We start from the raw sequence: 19,470 nt of genomic DNA, 5'->3' as shown, positions 1-19,470 counted from the left end.
CTTAGTTTTTAAAGTTTAATTATGTGGTCTACCCATGTGAAAAGCGCAGTAATTGTCCCATTTGTAACTATGCTGGAGCCTTTGAAGAGGTTCATATCTCAACCTTTTCTTTTACTCAATTTTTTCGTTGGACGCTCACGTAGTAATATTCCTCGATCTAAAAGTAGCAAGCAACACAAAAATGTAGCCATTGTTACAGAACTTATGCTATAGTTGTGATGTAAAAATAAATCAGGGTATAGCATATGTCTATTCAAAATCAAGCTCGTTCGCTTCTAACTCGCCACCAGAAGCTAGTTATGAATCGTAAAAAATCCATGTTAACTCGCGCTGCCCATGAAATTGGCGTAGATGTAGATCTCAACTTCCACAATCATATTCAAGGTAAAACAGTTAACGATATTGGTAGCAACCGTCATCATGCTGCTATGAGTTAATGAAAAATATTGAGTAAATTTCCCACAGAAAATAATCATCAGTTGCTATATCTATCGCGGGTTTGGAAATAGGCTTTGTCCTCTTCCAAGCCTGTTAAATTTTGTTCGCTCGTTATTGGCTCAAATCTGCAATTAATTGCAAATCTAATTTTTCCACATTACTTAAAACCACCTCTGCCCCTGCTTCCATGAGTTTTTGTGCGTAATCATTTTGTCTGACGGAAGAAATTTGAACGTGAGGGGGTAAAATGCCAATACCAATAAAATTTCGTTCTGGTTGAATTTCTTTGGCTTTAACAGCAGTGTACATATCTGCAACCGTATCCCCTAAATAAAATGCAGCAACATTACTGGGAGTAGTTTCGATTTGAGCGATCGCATCAAACATTCCTGTGGGATCTGGTTTGCTGGGCGCATCTTCCATCGCTACCAAAACGGGATTATCTAGCTTCAAACGCTGTTTGAGAACGAATTCTGCCGAACCTCTGGTAGCACCGCTAAAAAAACCATAAGCAATATTATTTACTAGTAATTGCTCGAAATAACTCTGAGAAACTAATAAAGGTTCGTCGGCGATATAACCATCAAACTTTTCTGGATGTTTGCCGCGGTAGCGTTCTTGAAAAAATTCGACAATGCGATCGTAGTTTAACTCAACTTCGGTGCGAGTCCTATCCATAGCTTCAAAATAACGATAGGTCAATTCTTGAGATGCTTCCCAATCGTTATTCCAAATTCCCTCAGATTTTAAATTATCCAAGTCTTCCATCGTCGGTCGCCAAGCACCTTCTGTAAAATGCTCTACGGTATCGGCGATCGCTTTACGATAAGAATTACCCACATCGCGAATTACCCCATCAATATCAAAAATAATAATTGCTTTATTCATTAATCATTAACCATTAATTGTTTAGCAGTCGGTTGACAATTTTTTCAACCAAACCAGAAAAATTAAACCCAAAATTATTATCGTCGATGAGGTAATGATTTTTAAATTCTCTGGCAATTTCAATGAGGATGCAGTGTCATCGATTGTAGCCAACATGATATTCACACTTTCTATTTCACCTTCGTCAGAAATATTAAATAGCTGCCAGACTACATTATTATCTAATATTTTCGGAAAAAAATCGTATAAATTATTATTAGTAAGCTGAATTATATTTTTGCCGTTATAGAGAAATATGTCACCGCGATCGCCAAAATAGCTAGTCCAAACTACATTATCTCCAGAAACTTGAGGATGAGATTTTGATATTTTACTATCGGTAAGTTGAATGGTTTCTTGTCCGTTGTAAAGAAATATTTGTTGGTTGTTATTGGAATTAATACCATTCCAAACTACGTTATTGCCAGAAATTTTAGGAATAGATGCGCTGCTGACGTTAGTATTATTAATGGTAACAATAATCTCGCTTCCATCATAGAGAACTATCTTATTTCCATTACTATTACTACTATTCCAAACCGATTGTAACTTCAGGATAAGTTTCGGTTTCGTAGCCAGCCATCAACAGATGCAAATTATAAGACATAATCGAACCTGCATCTTGAGAAGGAGAAAATTCTTCCCCATATTCGCCACTATCGGCTTCATCTCATATTGTTTTGAATTATTTCTATATCAGGGGAAGTCAAACCCAAAAGATCGACACTAACAATCTATCAACCCGAACTCAGGTCGGCACACACGGAAACTTATAGGGTGTCGGTGTGGGCTGACCAATTCATCTTTAGCTAAAGATTAGAATTACCATAAGTTCTACCCCGCCATTTAGTTGGTTTACTCAAAGATGACAGAAAAATTCGCCACACTGCCAATCCATCTGCCAGAGGCGACAGCCAAAAGAAGAAAGACGAACCAGAATAAGAAGGAGCGATCGCGATCGACATTCCGCAACGTAACAGCAATAAAAAGCCATTTAAGCTCCATAATAAAAGTATAATTGGGTAATTATTGCCTGAATATAGTAAATAACTACTAAAAAGTAATAGGGGTATGGGTAAAGCCTGAACGCACGCCAGAAATAGCACATCTCCCCAAACTTGAGCGGGGTTGGCAGCATCCTTCAGATCGAGCGATCGCCCCCATTCTTCCCAAGTTTCTTTTGCGCCTTGATACATTCTTACTTTAATTATCCGCGATCCATCAAAAAAACCGACTTTATAACCTGCAGCAGCAATGTTTCTTGCCAGAGTAACATCATCGCAAAAAGAACTCGCTGCCGAGCTATAGCCATCGAGATTTTTTAACACCCTACGGCGACATAAAAAACACTGTCCGTTTGCCATTACTCGACTAGAATTAAGGGCATCAACTCCCGCCGAATCAAAGCGATATAGCAAGGTCATCAACAAAGCAGGCTGCAAACACCATTCCCCTGGATATTGCAAAATAAATTGGGGTGCAAGAGAAACCATGTCATAGCCCTCTGCTTCGGCTATTTTAACTAGACTGCTAACCAAACCAGGTTGAGGTTCGGTATCCGCATCAATACCTAAAAACCACTCGCTAAGATCGGCAAGATTTAGGTAGCCCGTGTGTAAAGCCCAAGGACGACCAACCCAGCCATTGGGCAAAGGATCGTCGGTTATTAAACGCAATCGAGGGTCGTTTTTGACTGCTGCTTTAACTATGTCTTGAGTGCCATCTTGGGAATTACTGTCTACGATAATTGCTTCCCGCAGTTCGCCACTTTGCAAGCTCAAACCAGTCAAGCAAGGAGTAATTCTGGCTGCTTCATTGAGGGTAGGTACTACCACGCTAACTTTACCAACAAGATCGGGATCTTCTGGGAGGGGTGGCAAAGGCGATCGCCGACGCGCACCTCGTAGTAAGCGTGATAATAAAATTGCCGTGGCTACTAGTTGAGAAATTATAATTCCTAACATTAAGCCATAGAAAAGCTCAAAATTCACTCTTTTAGTTCTGGGTAATTTGTAGATGATTGAAGATAGTTAATTGTTAGCAGCCAAAGTATTTTCTTCAGCAACATCGCGATCGCTTGCCATTCCATAGAGAACTAGTAAAGGCAAGATACCTAAGACAATTCCTAATAATACGGGAATATAGAACCCTGCTGCCAAGCTTAAAACCATAGCAAAAGCAAAGTTAGCCAAATAAATAGCCAAAGGAAGCTTGAGATCATTACTGGGTACTAAAAAAGGTTTGACTCTCCATAACAGAGTAGCTACGGTCATAAACACCATTCCCGTACCCATCCATCCAGCAAAATTTTGATAGGGCATACCAAAAAAAGCCCCAGGACGATCCCAAATCCAAAAAGGAATAGCTGCTTGACTCATGGCAGGATCGAGAACAAAATCCCAAGAAGTCAGACATAGAGAACCGAAAATAATTGCGCCCAATTCGCACCGCCAATTGTCGAGTTTTAATCTTTTTAAACCTGCTAAAGCAATGATATAAGCACTAAATCCTAAATAAAACCAAGATAAAGGGATTGTAAATGGTACTAACCCTGCAATTTTATAGCCCAGTCCGCTAAGATAGCGATATTCTCCAAAGGGAAACCCCGTACTCGTACCCAGTAATTCACTAGCAAGGGATAAAGCGATCGCGGGTAACATAAAAGTCAACCAGTGCCATTTACCCAAAACTCGATAGGCATAGAGAGCCACGGCTGCCGTTGCCAAAAGCATATAGACTACTCCACCCCCAGCCATAGACCAGGCAAAGATTTTTGAACCCCAAGCAAATTCCGCTAGCTTGGCTTGAAATTCGATGTTAGGTAGTACTAAGACTATCCCTGCCAAGCCAAATGTCATGGCTAAAACGTGACCGATTAACAAATAATTTTCTACTTTAGATGCTCGATTCATAGATTAATTACTCTCAAGGTTGATTGTGTAAAAATTAGCTTCCTTGATTTAGTTTATAAAGATTGATAAAGATATGTATAGGAAAATGAACAATTAATTTTAATTTTGAGTTTTTTTGAGCTTAAAATTGCTTGGGACATCTTAGTTGGACTTCATTAGAACAAATTATGGCAAAATTTGGACTCAAGCATCGAAATTGAGATTAAGCTACTTGAATAACGCTGTTGAGAAATTATTGTTCTTAAGCTACACTCCGAATGTTGACAATCTATAAAATCACATCTTTCAATTTCTCTAATTTTGCGGGAGAAAATACTTAATTTTGCTCTCGTCTTGGCTTTATCTCTGCTCTCGAATTTATTTGGGAAGCTAATATTTTATGTTTTTTTCCCAAGAATGGATTTTTCAAGCCCATCAATGGCTTAGTTCTCTTGGTTACTTGGGCTATCCCGCGTTCGTTGGTATTTATCTTTTAGCCACAATGCTTGGCTTACCAGCAATATTTCTCTTTTTGGCAGCAGGTAGTTTATTTGGCTTTTTACCCAGTTTAATTTTAGTTTCCTTGTCCGATACTCTCAGCGTAGCAATCTGCTACCTCTTAGGGCGAACTGTGGCGCGAAAAACAGTTCATAAATGGATTGCCGATCGCCCTCACTGGGGAAGATTTGATCGCGCTGTAGCTCAAAAAGGCTGGAAAATTGTTTTTCTGACTCGTCTTTCGCCAATCGTTCCTTCTAACGTGCTAAATTATGGTTTTAGCTTGACCAAAATCAATTTTTGGCAGTATATTTTTGTTTCTTGGGTAGCAATGTTACCTGTGATTGCTCTTTATGTTTACCTTGCTTCTGTCGGTACTAATTTAGTTTCGGGTAATAACGACATTAAACAAATTATTGCCTCGGCAATCGGTTTTGTGACGGCTTTTATGGCGATTGCCTACACTACTAAGCTGATGCAAACTACTGTTTTTTCTAAAACAGATCGAAATAGAGAAGCAGAAATTTCAGATCGGACAAGCGAGCGTCATAAGGCGAAAAGTAAAGTTTAGTTATTGACTGTTGATTTGATTGAATTTAGGCGCGCTTGCTACTTTCGCCATTAATTACCGCAGCAGTAATTAAATGAGCCAACCGAAGAGCTTCTGGTACGTTACCTCGATCGGTCAGCCGTTGCAGAATTCTAGCAGTGATTGTTGCTGATAAACCAGATACTTGAAAATAAAAAGGCGAATAATCATAGATTTCTCCTGCTTGAGCTAGAGTTGCCAATCTCTTTTCTGGTTCGGGCAATAAAGAAATAGCTGCTTGCATTTTTTCTAATTTAGGATACTTTCTCATCACTGCTACGCAGGGAAGTTGCAAACGTTTGGCAAGAGCAGGTAAATTAACTAAATTCAAGCCTCCCATACTAATCCCATCCAGTAAAACTAAATGCACCTGGGGATAAAATTTGCTGGCTAGCAGCATCTCGGCTATTTTTTCGGTGCTGTTCCAACCATCTACTCGAACATTTCCCCACAACATTCCTTCAAAACGGGTCAAACTGCATACTACCCCCGCCACCGCTACAGGTTTGCCAGAATGGCGTTGAAAAGGAGCATCGTCGAAACCAATTACCCGAATTTGACGCTGATGGCGAAGAAGGAAATCTAATTTAGCTTGATTCACAATTAATCTCTACAATTAATAAATAGGAATTATAAATTAATGCGAGATAGCAATTCGGGTTTGCCAGTCACTTCTGGCTGAAGCTGAAAGATATTTCCCGCAGCAGTTTCCGAACGGCGATCGCTAGTATCGGCAGTTGCTTTGTCTCCTTAATAAAAAGTTGCTGGTTGCTAAAATTTCCCGTAGGGCGATAACTTCTAGCCTAAATTTATTGAGATTGTTACTATCAACAGTCAGATTTTTAAATTTTTGAATGATGATAGGTTATTCTGCCCCAGTCATGCTGCCAGATTCAAATAATTCGATTAAATTTCCTTCAGGATCGCGTATAAAAACTAATTTCATTCCCCAATCAATAACGTTCCAAGGGGGACTAGCAATTTCAATTCCTCGTTCTTGGAGGTACTGACAAGCTTCTTCCACATTTGCTACTTCAAAACTCAAGGCAATGCGATCGCTGTTGGTTTCAAACGAAAATTTAGTTTGAGTACCTACATATTCTTTAATTTGGTTTTGATTTAAAAGAGTTAATTTGACTTTACCATTAGTCAATTCTACATAGCGATCTATTTCAGAACTGAAAGTTGCCTCTAAACCTAGAATATCTCGATAAAACTCATAACAAGCTCGAAAATCTTTAACGTGCAATCTGGTATAAGCGTACTTAAATTTCATTAGAGATTGGATGAAAACAACTTTTAAGTGATATGAGCATTATCACAGAATAATTACTGGTTAATCTACCCCGAGCGTCAAAAAATTTAGCTTCAATTATCCATTGTTCGTTTTCAAATAATACCCAATTGTTTTGAAGAACAATAAAATTGGAAAAATCGATATCCGAAAAACTATGAAAGTATTTTTATTTCTAATTTCTACTCTTTTTATTTGGGGTAATCTTACCCCGCTTCAGACTCTGGCTCAAAACAATAGCGAACTTCCAACTACTAATTCTTCCCCTAACGAACCTGAAACAGAAGCATCTCCTTTAGTGCGAGGGGTAAAACAATTTCTTGGTTTAGAACGCTATCAATTAGAATCGGTCATGGAAATTACAGGAGAGATTCCTGGCAGTGCTTTTACTTCCAACGCCCAAATAGATACTACAGTAGCAGCACCAAATAAATTCAATTCTCAAATAACTTTTGTCAGTCCGAATGGTTTACCAGGAAAGACTTACCAAATTGTCAGCGATGGCAGTCAAGTCTGGATCTACAATTTAGCTACCAATCAATATTCCATTAGTAATATCGAAGAATTTCTCCAAACTAGAGAAGGATTTTTAATCGGCACTCTGTCTTATTTCTATGTTAGTACTCGTCAAAATATTGGCGGCTCAAGAATTTTGGGTAATTTTCTCGCTAAGTTACCCGAAGCGCAACTATTAAAATATTTCCAGAAATTTACTAAGCTCGACTTAGAAAACTTGACGATTAGAAACGAAGAAATAGCAGGGACTACCTATAGAGCCTACGACATTAATGGCACTGCGGGAGATCTTCAAGCCACTGTTTATATCGAGCCTCAACGGGGAAATTTAGCCAGACTAGACCTATCGGGGAGTAAAAATGGCTTGCAATTAGCCAGTCAAGAAACAGCAGTCAATTTAACTATTCCCGAATCGATCGCCGAAGAGACATTTATGTTCGAGCCCCCAGAAAATGCCGCACAATCCCCCCAACAGATTGAGATTCTGCCTTTTTAGAAACTTTTGTAAAGCAAATATTACAATGAATATCTAGGCACGATCTTGATCAAACATCTAAATAAAATCAATATGGTTACAGCAGCTACGGCTACAGCAGAACAAATCAAACAGGCGATCGCATCATACCAAGATAAAGTAGACTATCTAGAAATTCGCGTCGAACAAAGCGAATCTACAGGATTATCTTTTCGCGGTAAACAGTTAGATGCTGTAGATCGCAGTTTTTCATTGGGAGGAGGAATTAGAGCCTGTCATAAGGGTGGTTGGAGTTTTGTTACTTTTAACGGTTTAAAAGAATTAAATACCAGAATTGAAGAGGCAATTTCCCAAGCCAAATTAGTGGGCAAGGAAAAAACGAACCTGGCAGCAGTCGAACCCATTGAAGATTTTGTCCCCGAACAAATTAAGCGCGATCCTCGTACGGTTTCTTTACAAGATAAACGCAAACTATTAGAAGCTTATAACGAAATCCTGTTAAACTTCGACCCTCGCATTCAAACCACCATGGCGAGTATTGGCGATCGCTTTAGTACTAAAACCTTTATTAACTCTACGGGCAGTTGTATCATTCAAGAAAGATTGGATATTAACGGACGCTTTGCTGCGATCGCTAGAGGAGAAGATGGGATCGTCCGTCAGGGATTTGAATCGGTTCATTCCCGCAATGATTTTGATGCTTTAGTGGGTATTGAAGATCGAGTTAGAGGGGCAGCAGAAAGGGCTGTCAGACAGTTAGAGGCAAAACCCGTTAAGGGGGGTCAATATACTGTAATCCTCGATCCCTATCTCGCGGGAGTCTTTATTCACGAAGCTTTCGGACATCTTTCCGAAGCAGACTTTGTTTATGAAAACCCCAAAATGCAAGAGTTGTTAACTCTAGGCAAACCCATGGGTATTCCCCAACTAAACGTAGTAGACGATGCTACTATGGAAAACTTACCTGGTTCGATGAAATACGACGATGAAGGTGTACCAGGACAGCGAAAATATTTAATTAAAAATGGCGTATTAACCGAAAGATTGCATTCTCGCGAAACTGCGGGCAAAATGACCGAAGCACCTACGGGCAATGCTAGAGCAATTCGGGCTAACTATCCCCCCATCGTGCGAATGACCAATACGGCGATCGAACCTGGAGATACTCCCCTAGAAAAGATGTTTGAAGGCATCAAAGAAGGAGTATATGCCGTCAGAATGTTGGGAGGACAAACCAATGGTGAAATGTTTACTTTTGCTGCTGCAGAAGGCTATATGATTCGGGATGGTAAAATTGCCGAACCCGTAAGCGATGTTACCCTTTCGGGCAATGTGTTCCAAACCTTACAAGATATCGATGCCATCTCTAGCGACACCCTCTACACCAATGGCGGTTGTGGTAAAGGCGGTCAAATGCCCCTACCCGTTAGCGTCGGTGGTCCTCACATTCGCATTCAGAATGTCGTTGTGGGCGGCAGGTAACCTATAACCCATAACGGCTTGTGCGATGGGGTGAGGGAGAGACTAGGGGACAAGGTGACGGGGTGACTGCAATAAAGCGTAGCTACTTCTGACTTCTGATATCAAATTAACTAATGTTTGCGACAGATGAAAATAATCTCAAGGTAGCGTGGGCATTGCCCACACTACAGGATATCTGTCACATTCTTTTTTCTAATTGGTATGACTTTTGACTCCTGACTTCTTAATGTCTTTGTCGAAATATTTCATAAAGAGCGATCCCTGCTGCTACAGAAGCGTTGAGGCTTGGAGTTTGACCCACTAAAGGAATGGCTACTAATTGGTCGCAATTTTTCTCTGTAAGTGGGCTTAAGCCCTTACCCTCCGAGCCGATTACTAAGCCTACTGCACCGCTAAAGTTGGTTTTATGCAATAAATTATCCGTATCGGCAGTAGTGCCATAAATCCAAAAACCAGCTTCTTTGAGTTTATTAATGGCTTGATTGAGATTGGTAACTCTAGAAATTGCCATATTCTCCAATCCTCCTGCTGCCACCTTCATCACGGTAGAAGTAATTCCCACCGCCCGACGTTGGGGAATAACAATGCCTAGGACTCCCAAAGCTTCGGCAGTACGGATAATTGCCCCTAAGTTGTGGGGATCTTCAATACCATCGGCAATGATAATTACAGGATCGGTAACTTGTTTGGCGCGATCGATTAAGTCCGTCAAACTCCAATAGGAATATGGGGCGACTTGAGCAGCAATACCTTGGTGGTTGCCTCCTTGAGTAAGATTAGACAAACGACGAGAATCAACTTCATCGATAATCGTGCCTTCCGCTTTAGCTGCTTTGATTAGGGGATAAAATTGTCCGTGACCCAACAAAGTTTCTGTCACCCAAATCCGATTAATTTGGCGATCGCTTTTTAAAGCTGCCAAGACTGCATGGCGACCGTAGGTCAGATCGATTTCTTCTTTTGGTTCGTTGGTAGAATTAACTCGCTCTTCTGAAATTGGTTTTTTTTTGCCTCGGTTGGGGCGATCGAGATTTATTTTTTTCTTAAAAGAGTTTTTTTTAGAATTAGTTTTCTGTTTCATTCAATAATTGTTCGAGATCTAATTTTTCTAGCAATTCTGACAAACGCTCTGGATCGGTTAAGTGAAGATAGCCGATTAAAGCTTCAAAACTAGTTGCTTGTTGATAAATTTGGCGCGATAAACGACGAGGCTTCATTGTAGAGGCATTGCGCCCGCGACGTAAAATTTCTTTTTCTGAATCTGTTAAATAAGGCAATAAATTTGTTAAATGCACCGCCTGACTTTCGGCTCTTACCTGGGTAACGACCAGATTGTGATAATCACTCATTCGTCTTGGTGGCATGAGAAATTTGTGGCGAACGTATAGCTCAAACACAGCATCTCCTACATATGCTAAGGCGACTGGAGATAAGCGTTCAATTTGAGTCAATTGAACCGCTTTAATTCCATCTGCCATTTTCTAATTTACCCATGGTTGAGCCGCGTCTGTTGGCGTATTGTTAAAGTTATTTTATCTTGCTCTGGTAGAATTACATCCCGCTCGATGTTATTTTTTTAAGTTTTCTAGGGCTATCTCAACCGAAGGTTGAAGAGATAAAAATTTCTCTAGGCGAACTAGCTTAACAGTTTGTGTAACCCTAGGGTTAGTCACAACTTGCAAACTACCGCCAGCAGTTTGCGCTTGCTTAACTAATCGCACCAAAGCACCTAGACCAGAACTATCGATAAAATCAATTTGTGTTAAAACCAAAACGATGTTACTTGGCCCCTGTTCTATACAATTACCGATGACTTTACGAAATGCAGGTTCGGAAAAGGCATCTAGCAATCCAGTGAGATGAAACATTTGATAATTTTCCCTGACTTCACGGGTGCCTCTTAAGCTTACAGTCAGGTTTAGCTGTTCAGGAATAGCCCCCTCCTCAACTTTACCTTGTGGTTTATAACAGTATAATAGTTCGTCTTACCAAGGGTAATATCTAAAACCGAAAAAATAGACTCCTAAATATAGATTAATCGATCGATTGTAAAACCTAATAAATTAGCTATTTATTAGTCAACGCCAATTTTAGGGTAAAAGATATGTACTAGGATAATGACTTAAATTACTGTTAACTTTGTCAATGGTAAAGTATAGCCCATTTTCACAAATAATGTTTAATTTTGTCGAGAAATATACTTTGTTTAATAATTTAATTTGTCCCAAAGTTGATGAAGAAATAGCACTTTTGAGCAAAAGAACACAAAAAACCCTGCTGGGATAAAGTAAGCAGGGTTGCAGAGCAAGAGGAATTATTTTAAAAATTACCAGTGAAAACAAAAATATTGATTTTTTTAAGGGTTGATTGAATATTACTGCTTAAATTTTTAAAATACATTCGTATAAACACCGATCTTTTTCAATTTGTCTATACCGACAAAGTGTTTTTTCGTCTGTCGAATCAGAAATCTACTCCTTCAACAGCCAAAACCCTGCGAAAGATTCTGAATCTGGATCGGTTTGAACCGCGAGAAAGTGAACTCCATTCGCTTTTTGTTTTCTAGCTTCAAAGTTTTCTGCTTCTTCAATCATTTCTTTGTTGGTTAGATTGACTAAAGTCCAGCTATCGCTTAAACCTGTTTCCAATCTCAATTGAGAGCGTATGGATTTTTCTAACTGAAGATAGCCCATTTCTAAGCCAGACATCCAAGCTGCCAAGGGAGTAGCGCGAGGAGAATAAATAATTAAACCAGGGACAATCGCATCGGGAGTAATATTTGCCATTGAAAGAGAAAAAGATTCTTGAAAAGCAATATCCCATTCTTTCATTTCATCAAATGCCGATGCGGGCAAGCTGACCAAAGTCCATTTATCTCCTCGATCGCCTTTTACTGCGTCGGGGAGAGGAATAGCATTGAGGGGAGGATATTGAACCGAAGCATTGCGAGCAGTTTTTTCATCATAACCTGCTTCATTGGGGTAAACATCCTGAATTCTGGTTTCAATCCACTGATTTAAGGCATAGGTGCGACGGCTGGGCAAAGGAGTAATTCCCGCGTCTTCGCAAGCCTTAACAATCATATTGTTCATTTGACGACGGAAAAAACGAATTTTCTTGGGGGTAGTTTCAGCTTCGGCGATCGCTTTTTCGATAGCTTCTTTCAACCAGAGGGAGTTAACCCTAGAACTAGAACAGTATTGAGAGTACTTAAATAAAGTATCGGGCGAGCGACCGATATCATTGGGACTTTCACAAATTAATACTTCCCATAGCTTTTTTCCTTTTTCGTCTAATATTGGACGGGAATAAAAATCTAATTCCCAGACTGTACTACTCATGTTCGCTCTATAGTTATTTTACGATTTAAAAATGTAGGTATATCTATCAGTTTACAGATACAGAGGGTGTATAGTCATTCTAAATAAAAACCATACGATATCTCGAACAAGTAGGAAGTAGGGAGTAGGTAGTGTTATTTAAGCTTGTTATCAATACGTAAATACTATATAAAAATTAATTGAAATAATTATCGAATTATCCCTTACTCTCCAATTTTTAAAGAACTACGCAAACGACGGGTTTGTTCGAGAATATCTTCAATATCTTCTTGAGATAAACGCTCGACATAGTTAATTTTGATTTCTTCTAGTAAATCGATTAGCAGTAGCTCGATTTTATTCATGCTTTGTTGGGCTTGTAATTCACTGGAAAGAGTTGTTCCCACATTGGCAACTAGGCTTTCTAATAAGCGATCGAATTGTTCGTCTTCTTCTAATATGGTTTGGATGGTGCTGCTAAAAGCACTATAACTTTGGGCAATTAAGCGATTAGTTAAATTGGCAATAGTACGCTCGCCTCCAGGTAAAAAGGAAATACTGCGATAGGCAGGACTTTCGCGAATTGCCTTATCAATACTGTATTGTAGTAGGCTTTCTACTTCTGGTTGAATGGCAGGCAACACGCGATCGGCGATGGTTTTTGCCAGAATTCTCACTATTTCGACAGTTTCATTAGTATTGTTGATGTCTATATAGGGATTGGCAGTTTGTTCGGAAAGTAAACGACTAATATCTCCTTTGCGAATCGAACTTTGTATTTGATTGATGAGACGAATAATGACTACTTCGGTAACGTCTTCAGCAATTCCCGCTACCAAACCCTGACTGAGTTGCTTTTGGATAGAGTGGAGATCGATTAACCGTGCTTGACTCAAACGAGCCGTTACGGAAATCACTCTCAACCAACGCCAAAAGGGAAGTAAGAAAAAAATATCGTACCAACGCCAAAGCATCGCATCTAGCCAGCTAACGCCAATACGACGGCGACTGATTAACCAAGTGCGTCCCAAGAATTCTAAACCAAAGAAAATTCCGAAGGGAAAATCAATTAAACCAAAATAATCTACATAACCGCCATTTTCCCAGATCATACGATAGTAGTTAGTTTTAAATAAGAGTTGGAGTTGGCGATCGTAAAATTCTAATTCTTCTGCAACTTTTCCTTGAAAATTTTCTACAGTCCAATATCTCCAGAAAGATGTTTTGGCAGAATTATCGCGATTGGGGAGATGCGATCGCATTCTATTTTTGATTCGCTCAAGATTTCCTGTTTTATTTGCTTCGGAAAAAGCGTTGGTTTGAATTATTTCAATACTCCGACGGCGGAGATCCCCCAATAAGTTTTTGGTTGCGGGAGAGTTAACCCCATTAGCAATTAATTCTCCCCGTAACTGCTCTACCTTCTCTAAATATTCTTCCGTATCTCGGTTGGGAATAATACCTTTAATGGCATCGTATTGAATAATAAATTCCGAGACATCTTCGGGCAGCAGATCTAGTTTAATGCCATCGAGCTTGATATATGCCGAATTAATACTACCAATGGTCACTCTACCAGATAGCCAAAAATCTCGTAAAGGGACATAAGTGAGATCGAAACCAACAATAATTAAATTAATTACTGCTACCACAGCCATAAATCTTTCAAACCAAAGATTGGAGCGATATTTTCTGGCTCTTGTCGAAGATCTCTGTATGATAGTCATTTAATTGATAACTATGTTTAACTAATCGTGATTTAAAACTCCCCTTAAAAAGATATCAGAAATTCCTTCCGCCATTTCTTGCATGGCTTGGGGCGATGCGTCGGGATTGATAATAGTTTCTTCCGAAAAACCCGCGATCGCAAAGATACCTAAAAAGACTTTAGCGACGATTTTGGGGTTCATTTTACGATAGATCCCCTTGGACATCGCCGTTTCAAAAAAAGCTTCTGCCACATCAGTCATTTTGTTGATTACTTCCGTTTGAATGCTTTCTTTCAATTCAGGATGGTATTGAGCTTCAATAAAACAAACTCGCAATAAATCGCCATTTTTTCTCATATTAATCATCCTACGACGCATTACTTGAGAAACTGCTTTGTAGCTGCCCATCTCGCTTAATTCTGTTAATAAATCCGTGAGAATATCCACCCATCCCGCAGTAGCCACTTCAACCAAGATGGCTTTTTTGTTAGCAAAGTGACGAAATAAAGTTCCTTCTGCCACTCCTGCTGCCTTGGCTAAATCTTTAGTAGTCGTGCCATCATATCCTTGTTTGGCAAATAACTTGAGGGCTGCCTGCAAAATCTTACTGCGCGTATCTTCTTCTATTTGAGGAGTTTGACGCATCTCTCTCCAAGCTTGCTGAGAAAAAACTTGCATGGCAATTATAATAATAATTATCTAAAAACTATAGTGGGATTATGATATAGCAATTTGGGGGCGACTGGTTTAATCTAAAAACAAAATATATTTTTGTTTAGAAATAAACTAAAGATAGAAGTTTAATGTCACATAGTAAATTAAATGACCGATCTTGCCCAATTAAAAATTGTTTCCCTACTTCCCAGCGCGACAGAAATTATTGATTGTTTGGGTTTGACCGATGCTCTAGTAGGGCGATCGCACGAATGTGACTATCCTCTCTTGGTTAAAGATTTACCAGTATGTACTAAAGCTAGACTTAATAGCCATCAACCAAGTTACCAAATCGATCTTGACGTTCAAACTCTGATTCAAGAGGCTTTAAGCATTTACGAAATTGAAATAGAAACTCTAGCAAAACTTCAACCGACTCATATTATTACCCAAGACCAATGCGATGTCTGTGCGGTTAATTTACCAGAAGTAGAAAGGGCGATCGCAAAACTGACTAATTGTCAGCCTCAAGTAATTTCTCTCCAGCCAGATTTACTCAATGAAGTTTGGGACGATATAAATAGGGTGGCTCAAACCCTTGGAGTCGATTCGGCGCCTGTATTAGATAAGTTGCGCGATCGCCTCAATCATATTACACAAACAGTTCAAAATCTAGATACTAAACCTACCGCAGTCGCGATCGAATGGACTGACCCATTAATGGTAGGAGCAAATTGGATTCCCGAACTAATTGAAATTGCTGGGGGAAAGCCTCTTCTTGGCGTTAAAGGCAAACATTCTCCTTATGTTGCTTGGTCAGATTTAGTAGCAGCCAACCCCGATATTATTGTCATTATGCCCTGTGGTTTTGATTTAGAACGTACGGCATTGGAATCGCAGATTTTAACTCAAAACCCCCACTGGAATGATTTAACCGCCGTCAAAAACAACCAAGTATTTATTATTGATGGTAATGCCTATTTCAATCGTCCTGGACCGAGATTGGTCGATTCAGCAGAAATCTTAGCTGAGATTTTCCATCCCCAGTTATTTGAGTTTGGCTATCGCCATAAAAGTTGGCGGCAGTTTTAAGAGTTATTAGTTATTGGTTATTAGTTATTAGTTATTAGTTATTAGTTATTAGTTATTAATTTCGATTTGTGCAATAGCTCTATTAGTTGCCCTAACTGTTGTTAGCGACGAAATACGAATAAATTCCCCGTTGCTCCTCGTCCGATCCTGGTATCTTCATCTAGATAAGAAGTAATCCAAATTGCCTCATTTTGTAGAAAATCTAATACAGGAATCGTCAATTCTGGCAAAGTCCAATCCGATTGACCCAAAAAACTAGTAGCTTGGGCGGTAAAAGCATTAAACTTAACTTTTGCAGTGCGAGCGTCAGTTGCAGCTTGCCAAACACCTTCTGCGCCTAATTTATATTCTCCCATCAATGGCAGGGCGATCGATGCTTGATTATTGGCTCTAATTTCTCCACTCAAACTATTTAAAGATTGCCAAATTCTTTTTACCTGAATTCCAGTACGCAAAATACTAACTATCTCTGCAATCGGTCTGGTAACTACCGTCCCGTTAGAAGCATAAATTAACTGCCAATCTCCAATCAGAGTGGGAATATGATTCGGGGAAAGAGGCTGTGTTATGGGACTAACTGTTTCTAGCTGCCTAATAGTTTCATCAATTAATTCTTCTGAAAAAGGTAAGAGAGATTTTTCTCTGCCTATAGTTTCGATGCGATCGAACAGTTTAATTTTTAATTCTTGGCTTAATTGGGTCATCTTTAAACCAGGGTAAGGGTTGAGTAGAGTTGGGGGAGAGTGTGACTTCTCCCCTATCTGTTGAATTTGACTGCGATCGAATTTTCGTCTTCTTTTTGTTTTATGAATAATCTTTTATAGGTTTGCTTCATCAGAATTTTCTAAAAGAGTACTCATAATGTCAAATTGACTGAAGTTTTTATTTCCTTTCCAATGTTCCATTGCTTCTATGTATCTAACTCTCAAGCACATAGCAATAGATTCGATACCATCTTCATAAAAATGAGTTTCTAATTCTTCTACTTCAGGAAGCACTTGCTTCATGTGTTGTTCTATATAAGCAAAAGCTACTTCTTGTCGCTCTTCTTCTGTAGCGTAGTTCGCAGCTATTTCTTCTAACTTCTCTAGTTCGTCTTTATGGTTAACTGCTTGACGTTGTTCAAAAAAAATATTGTGGTGTTGGGATAATTCTTCTCGATCTAGGGTTGCAGGAAATAATTTATTAACCACTTTTAGGTTAGTTATCCTAGCTAATCTACGATTAATCTTGCGATCGAAAAAAGATATGGCTTCGATCGCCCGTTCAAAAGACCGAACATCTAGTCTCAGTTCTTTGTCTCCATTAAAAGAAAAATAACCTAAAACTATAGGACGATATTGTTTGGGAATATCTTGATAGGATTTTTGAAATTTAAGCTCTTTAGCTTCCTCCGTATAAAGCCAAGCCCAACGATTTTCCTCGCGATCGCGATCGATACAGCGCAACCGTTTAAATCTACCTAAAACCGCATTTTTCTGACCCACTTGATAATAAATCCTCACGGGTTGATAGGATTCCCCAGTCATTGTAGTTAGCAAGGGAGGAGTTGGTTTTTGAGATGGAGTTGATTCCTGAAACATTGGTCTTGCTCAACTTTTTCAGAAATTTTATCATTGCTAGTTACTAGCAAAACAATGGTGCAGATTTTTTTAATTTTAAATATAAGTGCTGCTTTGATTTAGAGTAAAAATAATTTTAAAATTTCTATCGTTACACCTTTTAATAAAACTCAAACTAACGATTCTCTGCAACGCAAAAATAGGAATAATAAGCTATAATTGATGTGGCTTTAGGGACTACAGTACCAAAAATATTTTTAACCTCTACAAGTACTATATTTTGGTAGCAGAATTTTTTTATTGAGAATAAAACTATTAAATTACCGTCAAAAATGACTTTCCTTAACAAACTGTTATATGTCAAAAAGTAACAGTAATTTAATATATTTTTGACAAAAAGCATTTTATGGGATTATAGAAATATTTACCAGAAGAGCATATTACTTTTGTCAATTGGTTGGCTACAAATCAATTAATTGTTGATGGTTAATTGTTGATTGTGTGTACTTCACCAATTAGAGAAACCCTATAGTGATTATTTACTAGTGGGTAGAACGGCTATATGTCCTAATCTGCCAATTCCCAATTAAAACCATTGGCTGACAGTGTTCCATCAATAAACTCTTCTAAGGTATCTGCCATTAATTGTTGTTCGGCAATGCGAGGATGACCTGGAGTTACCTGTTGGTGAATCAAAGAAAAGACTCTATTATCGTTATATTCTTGACGATATTCGTCAATCGCATCAATAACATAGTTGTCCCACTGAGGATTGTGAAACATATTAGGGAACATACCCACAAAATAAGCTTCGGGATGTTTAGCCCGTAAATTAGCAATTAGTTGCTTATAACGATCTTTCCATTGTTGAGGAGATAGGCTGTTACCAACTGTAGAAGAATCATTTTGACCGTAGGCTATTATCACTAAATCCGCAGCATAATTGGCAAAATTCCAGGTGGGAGCATTGTGCAAAGGCTTAACTTTATCATAAATTGCCTCTGCCCCAGTACCATTGTTCCAAAAAGTATTCCAGAAGCCGAAACCATTGACTAAAGAAACTCCTCCTTGAGCTACTAAAGAAACCTCCGCATCATAATTTCTGGCTAAAATTGAACCATAGGTATGGTAGGCGTTAGATATATCGGTAATACTACCTTGAGGGTCTTGGACTCCCGTAAAAGGATACTCTACAGCAATTCCAGAAGAAATGGAATCTCCGTATATTTCAATAGTGCGTTGAGAATCTGGATTGGGAGTAAGTAATTGACCGTTAATGGTGATACTGTGAAATTCAAACTCTCCTGTTAGGTAATCATTGCGTTTGTAGATAACTGCATTGTGAACTTTATTTTCTAAATTGGTCGCTATGTTGTAAGTTACTGGTTGTCCATTTTCGCGACGCAGTTTGATGGTAGTTGGTTCTGGATTATCATCCAAATAAACATCAACGTAGTTTTCGCTACCCCACGTATCTTCTGAAAGTTCGATTTGCAGCATAGTACCAGTAAAGTTGAATTCTACTGATGTGCCAGGATTGCCCAAGGCAGGAGCTTGGGGATTTGACCAATCAATTCTGCCATCGTAGTTAAATAAGGAATTATTAGCAGTAAATTTTTGCGGAGATGACACAGGAGGTGTTGGTACTTCCGAATCAACTGAATTGTCATCATCGGTCGGCTCTTCTGGGGTTTCGGGAGTTTCAGGGGTCTCATTCATATCGGAGTCGGGCATTTCCGAGTCAGGGATGATAAAGTTAGGAATAGAAGCTTGGGAACTATCACCATCAATAATAAAGATCGCTTTAACCGACTGTCCCGAACTTAAATTAGCTTGGCTATTTAGACCCTTGATACTATAGTTATCGCTGCCATTATCAATCAGATCGACACCATAAATCGCACGAATAGTTTGATCAAAATCGAAATCAAATTGCCAATCTTCCACATTAGTTTCTGCGGTCAAATCTACTTCTAACTTATATCCATTGTTCCAATCTTCTGAAATATAAGCATCAATCTCG

The 19,470-nt window shown here is 39.0% G+C and carries 19 protein-coding genes; 5 read left to right on the top strand and 14 right to left on the bottom strand.

All coding sequences use genetic code 11. The features are described from left to right. Positions 1 to 245: 245 nt before the first annotated feature. A complete protein-coding gene (gifA, locus tag AC33VI_RS02690) occupies positions 246 to 437 on the top strand; it encodes a glutamine synthetase inactivation factor IF7A (RefSeq protein ID WP_491780729.1) in 192 nt (63 codons plus the stop codon). Between the two features lie 112 nt (positions 438 to 549). On the opposite strand, the gene AC33VI_RS02685 is transcribed toward gifA, so the two are convergent. The 3 genes from AC33VI_RS02685 to cruF all read right to left on the bottom strand — a co-directional run bounded on the left by AC33VI_RS02685 (position 550) and on the right by cruF (position 4,277). After that, entirely contained in the window at positions 550 to 1,326 is a 777-nt protein-coding gene (locus AC33VI_RS02685; protein WP_491780728.1) for a TIGR01548 family HAD-type hydrolase, read from the bottom strand. Positions 1,327 to 2,174: 848 nt separating this feature from the next. Next, complete coding sequence (cruG, locus tag AC33VI_RS02680) at positions 2,175 to 3,329, bottom strand: 2'-O-glycosyltransferase CruG (RefSeq protein WP_491780727.1); 1,155 nt, start codon at positions 3,327 to 3,329, stop codon at positions 2,175 to 2,177. A gap of 66 nt (positions 3,330 to 3,395) precedes the next feature. Continuing rightward, positions 3,396 to 4,277, bottom strand: a complete 882-nt coding sequence (cruF, locus tag AC33VI_RS02675; protein WP_491780726.1) for a gamma-carotene 1'-hydroxylase CruF — start codon at positions 4,275 to 4,277, stop codon at positions 3,396 to 3,398. Between the two features lie 379 nt (positions 4,278 to 4,656). Here cruF and AC33VI_RS02670 point away from each other — a divergent pair, with 379 nt between their 5' ends. Continuing rightward, positions 4,657 to 5,325 carry a TVP38/TMEM64 family protein gene (locus AC33VI_RS02670; protein WP_491780725.1) on the top strand — a complete coding sequence of 223 codons (669 nt, stop codon included), beginning with the start codon at positions 4,657 to 4,659 and terminating at the stop codon, positions 5,323 to 5,325. Positions 5,326 to 5,350: 25 nt separating this feature from the next. On the opposite strand, the gene AC33VI_RS02665 is transcribed toward AC33VI_RS02670, so the two are convergent. Both AC33VI_RS02665 and AC33VI_RS02660 read right to left on the bottom strand, forming a co-directional pair. After that, entirely contained in the window at positions 5,351 to 5,944 is a 594-nt protein-coding gene (locus tag AC33VI_RS02665) for an endonuclease dU (RefSeq protein WP_491780724.1), read from the bottom strand. Between the two features lie 264 nt (positions 5,945 to 6,208). Beyond that, a complete protein-coding gene (locus AC33VI_RS02660; protein ID WP_491780723.1) occupies positions 6,209 to 6,619 on the bottom strand; it encodes a VOC family protein in 411 nt (136 codons plus the stop codon). A 175-nt stretch (positions 6,620 to 6,794) separates the two neighbouring features. Here AC33VI_RS02660 and AC33VI_RS02655 point away from each other — a divergent pair, with 175 nt between their 5' ends. Both AC33VI_RS02655 and AC33VI_RS02650 read left to right on the top strand, forming a co-directional pair. Then, positions 6,795 to 7,649 (top strand): LolA family protein, encoded by an 855-nt coding sequence (locus AC33VI_RS02655; RefSeq protein WP_491780722.1) that lies wholly within the window; start codon positions 6,795 to 6,797, stop codon positions 7,647 to 7,649. A gap of 72 nt (positions 7,650 to 7,721) precedes the next feature. Beyond that, a complete protein-coding gene (locus AC33VI_RS02650; RefSeq protein ID WP_491780721.1) occupies positions 7,722 to 9,110 on the top strand; it encodes a TldD/PmbA family protein in 1,389 nt (462 codons plus the stop codon). A 223-nt stretch (positions 9,111 to 9,333) separates the two neighbouring features. Here AC33VI_RS02650 and rlmB read toward each other — a convergent pair whose 3' ends face one another. From rlmB to AC33VI_RS02620, 6 genes are all read right to left on the bottom strand, one after another. After that, entirely contained in the window at positions 9,334 to 10,191 is an 858-nt protein-coding gene (rlmB, locus tag AC33VI_RS02645; protein ID WP_491780720.1) for a 23S rRNA (guanosine(2251)-2'-O)-methyltransferase RlmB, read from the bottom strand. Further along, positions 10,175 to 10,588 carry a Mini-ribonuclease 3 gene (locus AC33VI_RS02640; protein WP_491780719.1) on the bottom strand — a complete coding sequence of 138 codons (414 nt, stop codon included), beginning with the start codon at positions 10,586 to 10,588 and terminating at the stop codon, positions 10,175 to 10,177. The genes rlmB and AC33VI_RS02640 overlap by 17 nt, the downstream gene beginning before the upstream one ends. Before the next feature lie 90 nt (positions 10,589 to 10,678). Then, the gene (locus tag AC33VI_RS02635) at positions 10,679 to 11,044 is read right to left on the bottom strand and encodes an STAS domain-containing protein (RefSeq protein WP_491780730.1); all 366 of its coding nucleotides are present in this window, start codon (positions 11,042 to 11,044) and stop codon (positions 10,679 to 10,681) included. A gap of 537 nt (positions 11,045 to 11,581) precedes the next feature. Then, complete coding sequence (locus AC33VI_RS02630) at positions 11,582 to 12,451, bottom strand: Tab2/Atab2 family RNA-binding protein (RefSeq protein WP_491780718.1); 870 nt, start codon at positions 12,449 to 12,451, stop codon at positions 11,582 to 11,584. Between the two features lie 203 nt (positions 12,452 to 12,654). Continuing rightward, the gene (locus AC33VI_RS02625; RefSeq protein ID WP_491780717.1) at positions 12,655 to 14,157 is read right to left on the bottom strand and encodes a hypothetical protein; all 1,503 of its coding nucleotides are present in this window, start codon (positions 14,155 to 14,157) and stop codon (positions 12,655 to 12,657) included. 21 nt (positions 14,158 to 14,178) lie between these two features. Beyond that, positions 14,179 to 14,817, bottom strand: coding sequence for a TetR/AcrR family transcriptional regulator (locus tag AC33VI_RS02620; RefSeq protein WP_491780716.1), 639 nt, complete (start codon positions 14,815 to 14,817; stop codon positions 14,179 to 14,181). Positions 14,818 to 14,961: 144 nt separating this feature from the next. Here AC33VI_RS02620 and AC33VI_RS02615 point away from each other — a divergent pair, with 144 nt between their 5' ends. Beyond that, positions 14,962 to 15,885: a cobalamin-binding protein gene (locus AC33VI_RS02615; protein WP_491780715.1), complete on the top strand. Its 924-nt coding sequence runs from the start codon at positions 14,962 to 14,964 to the stop codon at positions 15,883 to 15,885. Between the two features lie 101 nt (positions 15,886 to 15,986). On the opposite strand, the gene AC33VI_RS02610 is transcribed toward AC33VI_RS02615, so the two are convergent. From AC33VI_RS02610 to AC33VI_RS02600, 3 genes are all read right to left on the bottom strand, one after another. Then, positions 15,987 to 16,589 (bottom strand): PAP/fibrillin family protein, encoded by a 603-nt coding sequence (locus tag AC33VI_RS02610; protein ID WP_491780714.1) that lies wholly within the window; start codon positions 16,587 to 16,589, stop codon positions 15,987 to 15,989. Positions 16,590 to 16,703: 114 nt separating this feature from the next. After that, entirely contained in the window at positions 16,704 to 17,468 is a 765-nt protein-coding gene (locus AC33VI_RS02605) for a hypothetical protein (RefSeq protein ID WP_491780713.1), read from the bottom strand. Positions 17,469 to 18,014: 546 nt separating this feature from the next. Continuing rightward, on the bottom strand, positions 18,015 to 19,470 hold a 1,456-nt coding region (locus AC33VI_RS02600), incomplete at its 5' end, for a GDSL-type esterase/lipase family protein (RefSeq protein ID WP_491780712.1).

The organism is Waterburya sp., from assembly GCF_058530065.1.
Note: the sequence above shows the minus strand (reverse complement) of the source record. Positions and strands in the feature narration are given on the sequence as shown.